General features: G+C 61.7%; 6 protein-coding genes and 3 pseudogenes. 2 read left to right on the top strand and 7 right to left on the bottom strand.

The features are described from left to right. From GXY01S_RS15850 to GXY01S_RS15825, 7 genes and pseudogenes are all read right to left on the bottom strand, one after another. Positions 1 to 492: pseudogene (locus GXY01S_RS15850) on the bottom strand (segregation/condensation protein A); the annotation flags it as partial. Next, positions 482 to 1,819: a site-specific integrase gene (locus GXY01S_RS15845; protein ID WP_174520990.1), complete on the bottom strand. Its 1,338-nt coding sequence runs from the start codon at positions 1,817 to 1,819 to the stop codon at positions 482 to 484. The gene GXY01S_RS15845 and the pseudogene GXY01S_RS15850, both read right to left, overlap by 11 nt. A 360-nt stretch (positions 1,820 to 2,179) precedes the next feature. Then, a pseudogene (locus GXY01S_RS17630) lies at positions 2,180 to 2,452 on the bottom strand (transposase); the annotation flags it as partial. Between the two features lie 2 nt (positions 2,453 to 2,454). After that, a pseudogene (locus tag GXY01S_RS19260) lies at positions 2,455 to 3,005 on the bottom strand (DUF6118 family protein); the annotation flags it as partial. 12 nt (positions 3,006 to 3,017) lie between these two features. After that, positions 3,018 to 3,287 carry a Txe/YoeB family addiction module toxin gene (locus GXY01S_RS17625; protein WP_081749560.1) on the bottom strand — a complete coding sequence of 90 codons (270 nt, stop codon included), beginning with the start codon at positions 3,285 to 3,287 and terminating at the stop codon, positions 3,018 to 3,020. Continuing rightward, entirely contained in the window at positions 3,284 to 3,559 is a 276-nt protein-coding gene (locus tag GXY01S_RS15830) for a type II toxin-antitoxin system Phd/YefM family antitoxin (RefSeq protein ID WP_061276673.1), read from the bottom strand. Before GXY01S_RS15830 ends, GXY01S_RS17625 begins: the two co-directional genes overlap by 4 nt. A gap of 533 nt (positions 3,560 to 4,092) precedes the next feature. Beyond that, positions 4,093 to 5,109 (bottom strand): IS110 family RNA-guided transposase, encoded by a 1,017-nt coding sequence (locus tag GXY01S_RS15825; protein ID WP_061276671.1) that lies wholly within the window; start codon positions 5,107 to 5,109, stop codon positions 4,093 to 4,095. A gap of 211 nt (positions 5,110 to 5,320) precedes the next feature. Between GXY01S_RS15825 and GXY01S_RS15820 the strand changes: the two genes are divergently transcribed. Together GXY01S_RS15820 and GXY01S_RS15815 are read left to right on the top strand one after the other, a co-directional pair. Further along, a complete protein-coding gene (locus tag GXY01S_RS15820; protein WP_061276670.1) occupies positions 5,321 to 6,421 on the top strand; it encodes a Fic family protein in 1,101 nt (366 codons plus the stop codon). Positions 6,422 to 6,800: 379 nt separating this feature from the next. Beyond that, on the top strand, positions 6,801 to 7,587 hold a 787-nt coding region (locus tag GXY01S_RS15815; RefSeq protein ID WP_169797768.1), incomplete at its 3' end, for a site-specific integrase.

Raw genomic sequence — 7,587 nt, 5'->3', positions numbered from 1 at the left:
GAGACAGGCTTCCATCAGACTGAAATACGTCCCCTGCCGTGCAGAAACACTACGATCCACGTCTGTTCCGCCCCTCGCAAAAACCGATACGCCAAGCTGCGGTCGCGCCTCCAACCAGTCCGCCACCGCGCGCATCTGCAACAGCCCCTCGATCTGACCGACCGTCCGGCACGCCTCGTTCTCGGCTGCTTGCCTTTCCGCCTGCGTGGCAAACAGCAGCCGCGAGCGCAGGAACACCAGCCGGGCGATCCAGATCACCCAGTCCGCGCGCTGCATGAATGGCGTCGTCTGGGCCAGCCGCTCCGCCTCAGCGACAAACTGGGCCGCCAGATCTGCGATGGACAGCATGCCCAGGTCCAGGCGCTGCCGTTCCGCCAGATCCAGCAGCAGGTCCAGCGGCCCGTCAAACCCCTCGACATGGAACTCGGGCACCACCGGGCGCGGCAGCCGACGCGGCGGATCACCCCAGTCTTCGTCCTCGTCAGGCGGCATCGGCGGTCTTCCCGGCATCAGCGCGCGCGTATTGCGGCCGGATGTCGAACACCAGTTCCGGCCAGTCCGTCCGCACCCGCTCCAGCGCCTGCCAAGGCGTCCACTCCGCTGACCAGAAGCGGTAGACCAGCCGGGCACTGCGGCGGACGCGCTGATCGCGCGGGGCTTCGACCTCCACCCGGCGCAACGGTAGCAGCGTGCCCCAATGCGCCTGCAGCCAGGCTGCCGCCGCGCGGGAGTCCGACCCGGCTTCCAGAATGGGACCGGGAACTGGCACCAGCCGGTGCAGGTCGAACGCGCATGACGGCGTGCCCGCCGCCTGATGCAGCAGGGCAATCCGATGCAGGCGCTCGGATGCCTGGCGCAGCAGCCGGGCCAGCGTCACCGCCTGCGCCCCCATGCCTGCCATCGGTGCCAGCAGGCGGGCCTGTTCGTAGTCAAAATCCACCTGCCAAGGGATGATCCCCGGGCCTTGGGCCGCCGCCCGGAACCGGGCCACTGCGTCCACCGGACCGCTCACCGTTAGCGTCGTCCGGACCCAGTCCGGGGCGGGCGTTGTCGTGCGTTGGCGCGCTGGCGTCCGGACTGAGGACTCTGGCGGGGAGCCGGATTTTGTCCGCCGCGCGCGGTGGGCCGGGCGATCGGAACGTCCCAGTGCCCGGCCCAGCACGAACCGGATCCCCGGCACCGACAATGGATCACCGACCGTGCCATGCGCATCGATCCCCCGGAACGCCGCGCCCCAGCGCAACTGCGCCGCGGCGCACCAGGCGGCCCAGGATCGCACCGGACAGATGGCCGGATCCCGGCGCCGCCGCAACCGGCGCAGCTGGTGGCGCCCGGACCGAGGCCGCAGCAGGGCGACGGTCATCCCGTCTGTCGTGTCGGTGATGTTCTCAACGGTCAGCCGGGCCAAGGCCTCGGCGCCGATGTCCAGCGTGGCCGCCAGCAGCAGCAAGGCCCGGTCGCGCAGACCGGGCAGGTCGGGCCCGCAACGTCGCGCCGCCGCCAGCAGGGAAGCCGCATCGACCCCGGCTCCGGTCCGGCGCACCCGCGTGGCAGGCAGGGCAACATCAAGCTCCTCGCCATTGGCGGCACACCACGCCGTCAGTGCCGCCCGATCCACCACCAGGCTCTGCCGCGGCCGCCCGGCCTTCGCCCGGGCGTCCAGCCATGCTGCCACCGCGACAGGGCCAACCGGAAAGCCGCTATCGGCGGGCAGGGTGCCGACAAAGGCGCGCCACGACGCTGCGTAAGCCCCCGCCGTGGCCGGCGACAGGCCGGTCGGCGGCCGCGCCGCCTGCAGCGGTCGGCCGGTCTCAACCATCCCGGCCGGACCCTCGGTTTTCCGCTCTGAAATCCCTGCGGGCCGACGCCGGAAAGACGGCCAAAGCAGGCAGGCTGCCCACCCTCAGCGGGAAAACGCGCCTCTTGGCACGGATCCAATTAGGGCGATTACGTTTCATATAACACATCGTATCATGTTAACGGGTTTTTTGAGAACAAAAAAGCGCCCGATTAATCCTGAAAGGCGCGGTTTCCCGGACTTTATGCTTCCTCCCTTCCCCGCCAGGCAAAATCCGACCAATCAAAACCCTACTTCCGATAAGTTATCTTGTCGGAAGTAGATGAAAAATTCCAAAATGCCTACTAAATGTCGGAATGTCCTTGAAAGGAGAATGTCAGGTTTGCCGCGAGATTTCCGTCCTGGAATGCAGGGCTTTATACCTTTCGCTTCCAGGGCGTCCCTGAACCCGTCGGCGTCATACCCGCGATCTCCCAGCATTCATTGTGCTGCAGGAAGACTGTCCAGCAGGGCAGCGGCACCGGTATAATCGCTGATTTGTCCCGCAGTCATGAAAAAGCTCAGCGGTCATCCGCTCCGATCGGTGATCGCATGCAGCTTCGTGTTCATGCCGCCTTTGGTGCGGCCGATCAGGCGACCTGAATCCCCTTTTTTAGCCGCAGGCTTTCGGGATTGTCGGCTTCCATCATCAACGCACCAGACTCCCATCGATCCTGTCCACCCACGATAAAGGAGGCCACGCGCGTCCCCAGTGATGATGGCAGGAGATGGGTCAGGGCACGATCCCGACAAACCAGACAGGCCACCCCGACCTGCAGCACCCACCAGTTCTGACTGGTCCTAGGTACGTGCCTGTCCGATCTGAGCCAGTGCCATTAATATCGGTCGGTTGCTGCCGCTCCACCTGAACCGCTCGGATCGCGGTATAAAAGGCGGCCTGCATGTCCTGACTGACAGAAAGCCCTGCCTGGCGTACCCCCTACCCATAGGTCTGTGGCGTCATCTTCAGCGTCGGACTGGCCTCGATCACCTTCATGCGCGCGCCCACTTCGTTCAGGGCTTTGACCAGTCTGGCCAGGTCCGGCGTATAGTCACGTGGCCGGTTATCCCGCCATGCCTGGGGCAGCGCTTCCACGCTGCGCCGGCGCATCGTCATTTCGGCGCACAGATCCTCAAACGCACGGGCTGCCGGATCCGTCTCGCTCATGACGCCTCTCCTTCAGTAATGAAACCGGCACTGGGCAACCTCGATCCGCTGATCCTCTCCCGCGCGGCCCTGAACCCGGTAGACCAGACGATGTTCCCCCGTAATCCGTCGGGACCACCACCCGGAAAGCTGCCCCTTCAGTGGTTCTGGCTTCCCTATCCCCTGAAACGGATGCCGCCTTACATCCTCGATCAGGGCATTAACCTTCCCAAGAACAGCATGATCTGACTGGAACCAGGAAAGATAATCCTCCCAGCCATCTTCATGAAAAATGACCTTCACGCCGACGGTTCATCCTGCGGCTCCAGAAGATCACGCTCGGTCGCCGCCCCATGCTCGATGTCACGAATGCTCCGCAACAGCCTTTCCGCGTTGCGTGGGCTGCTCAGAAGATGCACGGTTTCCTGCCAGCCAGAGAATTCTTCTTCCGACATCAGCACGACACTGCCTTTCCCGGTCTTGCGGGTCACGACAATCGGCGCGCGGCTGTTCACGGCTTCGTCCAGATAATGTGCCAGATTCTGGCGCAGGTCGGTATAGGAAACACAGGTCATGATCGGTCCTCCATGACCACTATAACGTACAGTTTGCTGTACGTCTCCTGTTTTAGATCCCCATATCCATTCCCCGATCCTTGGAGCGCGACAGCAAGCGCATGCGCTGCGGCTGCAATCCGTGATCGAGCCTGACCTGCTCACCGGCCTGAAGGCCGATGGTTCCGGTATGGGCATGCATTAAGCAGAGGTGATGTTGTGGACGGCCCCCGCACGAAATGTGCGAGGATGAAATCGTCACCGTCTGCAACGCATGGAGCCATGTGTGGACGGCCCTGACGATGCAAGTGGAAAGTATGATTTTGGTGGTCGGGTGCAGCCATGTGTCCGGCCTGTTTGCGCAGCCCGGGGGCTGCTGGCCCTGATGAAGTCCGCGGATTGGATCCCTGATCACCTCTGCGCGCTTTTGCTGCGCTTGGTCCCGTCGGGTTTATCCTCTCCCCGGCCTGACCGGTTCGCCATCATATCTCACCACTCCGCACATTCACCTTCGTCGCTTCTGGTGTTCGACGAGGGCGAATCTCTGAATTCTTTCAGGCGCTCCTGGCGTTGTATGCATTGCCCGTTGTGAGGAATGCCCAGACAATCCTGGCAGTCTTGTTGGCGAGAGCGACAGATACGACACGCGCCGCCTTCTTCTCGAGCAACTTTGCAGCCCATTGACGACTGGCGTTTTCCTTGCGTGCAAGACGGATCACCGCCGTGGCGCCCAGCACGAGCAGGCGTCTGAGATAGCTATCCCCCTGTTTGCTGATGCCAACCTGTCGTTCCTTGCCACCACTGCTGTGACTTTTGGGCGTCAGACCGAGCCACGCAGCGAATTGACGACCTGACCGGAAAGTCGAGGCATCCGGAACGGCCGCGACGATTGCGCTGGCAGTGATCGGGCCGATACCGGGAATGCCAGCCAACCGACGGCTGACACTGCTTAGCCGATGTTCCGCGACGATCTGGTTCTCGATATCGTCGATGCGTTGCTCAGGAGCCCGCAGATGCGCGACAATTTCCTGAAACAGTTTCCGAGCGGGCTCGGGCAACATTTCCTGTTCCGCATGCACCAATGTAATCATCTGGTTCAGGCCCGCGACGCCAGCTGCCGATATAATACCGAACCCGGCAAGGTGCCCCCGCAGGGCATTGACCTGCATGGTTCTTTGACGCACCAGCAAATCCCTCGTCTTTTGCTGAAGCAACGCTGCCTGCTGAGCCGGTGACCTGACTGGCACGAAGCGCATCGTCGGGCGGGTCACCGCCTCGCAGATCGCCTCGGCGTCAGCGGCATCAGTTTTACCCCGCTTGACGTAGGGCTTCACATAGACCGGCGGCATCATCCTGACCGTATGTCCGAAAGCCGCAATCGAGCGCGCCCGGTAATGCGACGTGCCACACGCTTCCATACCGACCAGGCATGGCGGGCGTGTTTCAAAAAACCGGAGAACTTCACCGCGCCGTAAGCGACGGCGTACGAGAATGTTCCCAAGACTATCGATCCCATGCACCTGTAAAACATTCTTGGCCAGGTCGAGGCCAATCGTCGAAATCGTTCCCATAGCTGGCTCCATGCGTTGCAGACGGTGACGATTTCATCCTCGCACATTTCGTGCGGGGGCCGTCCACAACATCACCTCTCATTATGGAATGCTGCGGGCCACTCTGGGTTCATACGCAGCATAATCCGTCACGCCGAAGGATCGATAGATTAGACTTCTATCAATCATAAAAATGCGATAGAATGATTGATAGAGCCTTGGGATATCAATCATGCTTTGGAATTGGCAGCTTCCGGACTGGCCACATTTTCACTTCGAGAAAAGCTGTCTGCGAGACGCCGAAACGGAGTTCCTGAAAGGTTCAGGCGTGGTCGTCGGTGCGATGCAGCATCTGGACAAAGACGCCAATCAGCATCTTGTCGTTCAACTCATGTCGCAAGAAACGGTCGAGAGCTCCGCTATTGAAGGCGAGGTGCTTGATCGGGCCAGTGTGCAATCGTCGATTGCGCGACACCTTGGCTTCGCCACAGACAGGCGACGTTCTACGCCAACTGAGGCCGGGGCCGCTGAATTGATGGCGGACCTCTATCGGCATTATGCGGCCCCTTTGACTGACCAGAGTCTCTTTGAGTGGCATGCCATGCTCATGAATGGTCGGCGAGATCTGGATGTCATTGGCAGGTATCGGACGCATGCCGAGGCAATGCAGATTATCTCCGGCCCCATCCATGCGCCGCACATCCACTTCGAAGCCCCGCCATCTCGAAGCGTCCCTTCGGAGATGGCGCAGTTTATCGGCTGGTTTAACAGGACCGCCCCAGGCGGGATCGACCCCTTGCCCGCGATTGAGCGGGCTGCGATTGCGCATCTGTGGTTTGAGACCATTCATCCCTTTGAAGATGGAAATGGTCGCATCGGACGCGCTATTGCTGAAAAAGCATTGGCGCAAACCCTCGCAGGCCCAACGCTGACGGCGTTGGCCGCGACCATCAATACATACAAGAAAGCGTATTATCTCGAACTGCATCGGGCCAGCAAGACGAACCAGATAGAGAACTGGATGGTCTGGTTCTCTCAGGTCGTGTTGGAGGCACAATCCCGCACGCTTCGGAACATCCGGTTTCTTATTGAGAAAACGCGGTTTCTGGATCGCTTACGCGGAAAACTGAACATTCGTCAGGAGAAGGCCCTGCTTCGAATGCTGGCAGAAGGGCCTGATGGTTTTCAAGGTGGCCTGAGTGCCCAGAATTATCGGTCGATTACAGGGGCGACGTCTGCCACGGCGACGCGTGATCTGGTTGATCTGGTGGCGCTTGGTGCTCTTATTCGGACAGGAGAAAACCGGTATGCCCGGTATTCCCTTCGTCTCTGACAAACATGTAGTTTACTGTTCAACCACGAAAAAACCTTCAAGGTCGCTGCATTATGGACGCGGATAATCTGACAGAGCTCCCGACCGCGCTGGATGGCATTTTCTGCCACGATTAACTGGACGGTGCTAAATAGGTGGTTGGTAAAATAGGATTTCTGTTCCCATTCATGAGGCATTTCGACAAAAATCCCAAAATGCGCTTGTTCCAGAGCCTTTCCACCCTACCTGCCTGTCTGCCCCTCCCCTGCTGCCCGCGTAGCGGTCGGCTCTGTCCTGCCGAACCGATCGCCCAGCCTAGGCCGGGCCAGCGGAAAAGAGGCAGGGGCGACCCCGGTCACCTTTTCTGCACCCAGGGGTCTTCGGACCGGGAAAGCCGGTCATGCTGAGCGATGTCAGGATCCTCGGCTCCAACCGGCGGGCGCAGGCCGCGCTGCACGCCCGCGTCGACCAGCTGACACGGCAGCGTCTGGCCGAGACACAGGACCCGGCGCGCTGGCGCGAAATCCTCTCGACCGCGCGTTTCACCCCGCCCCTGCCCCTGCTTCTGGCGGGCATCGAATTGCCGGACGGTAGCTATTCCCCGGATACCCCCCTCGCCCAGGGCGTGCCGTATGCGTCGGCAGCCCAGCAGATGGCTCAGGACCATGTGGCCGATATCCCATCAGGATTTGAACTGGCCGTCGGACTGGAAGTCGATGATGGCACGCCCAGCTTCCTGGCGTGGTTCCGGCCGCTCCAGCCCGTAGGCTCCTGTTCCGAGACGGTAGACGCAGCGCCCCCTGCGCCCGTCGGCCAACCGGCCGCAGCCGTCGCGCAATGGTTTTCTGTCGTCTCGGCACAACCCGTCCCTGAACATGATGGCCGCCTGGCTACGGCCCGTCAGGCGGCCGATGCCTATATGCACCGCAGCAAGGCTGAGAACACGCTACGCACCTATCGCGCCGCCGTCCGATCCTGGTGCCAATGGGCCGCCGGTCACGCCCTGGCCGCCCTGCCAGCCCGCAGCGAGGATGTTGCCGCCTATCTGGCCGACATGGCGCTGCAGGGCCGCAGGACCAGCACCATCGACCTGCATCGTGCCGCCCTGCGTTACCTGCACCATCTGGCGCAGATCACCGTACCCACCGCCCACCCGATGGTGACCGCAACGCTTGCCGGCATCCGGC

Source organism: Komagataeibacter xylinus NBRC 15237, from assembly GCF_001571345.1.
Lineage (GTDB): Bacteria > Pseudomonadota > Alphaproteobacteria > Acetobacterales > Acetobacteraceae > Komagataeibacter > Komagataeibacter xylinus.
Note: the sequence above shows the minus strand (reverse complement) of the source record. Positions and strands in the feature narration are given on the sequence as shown.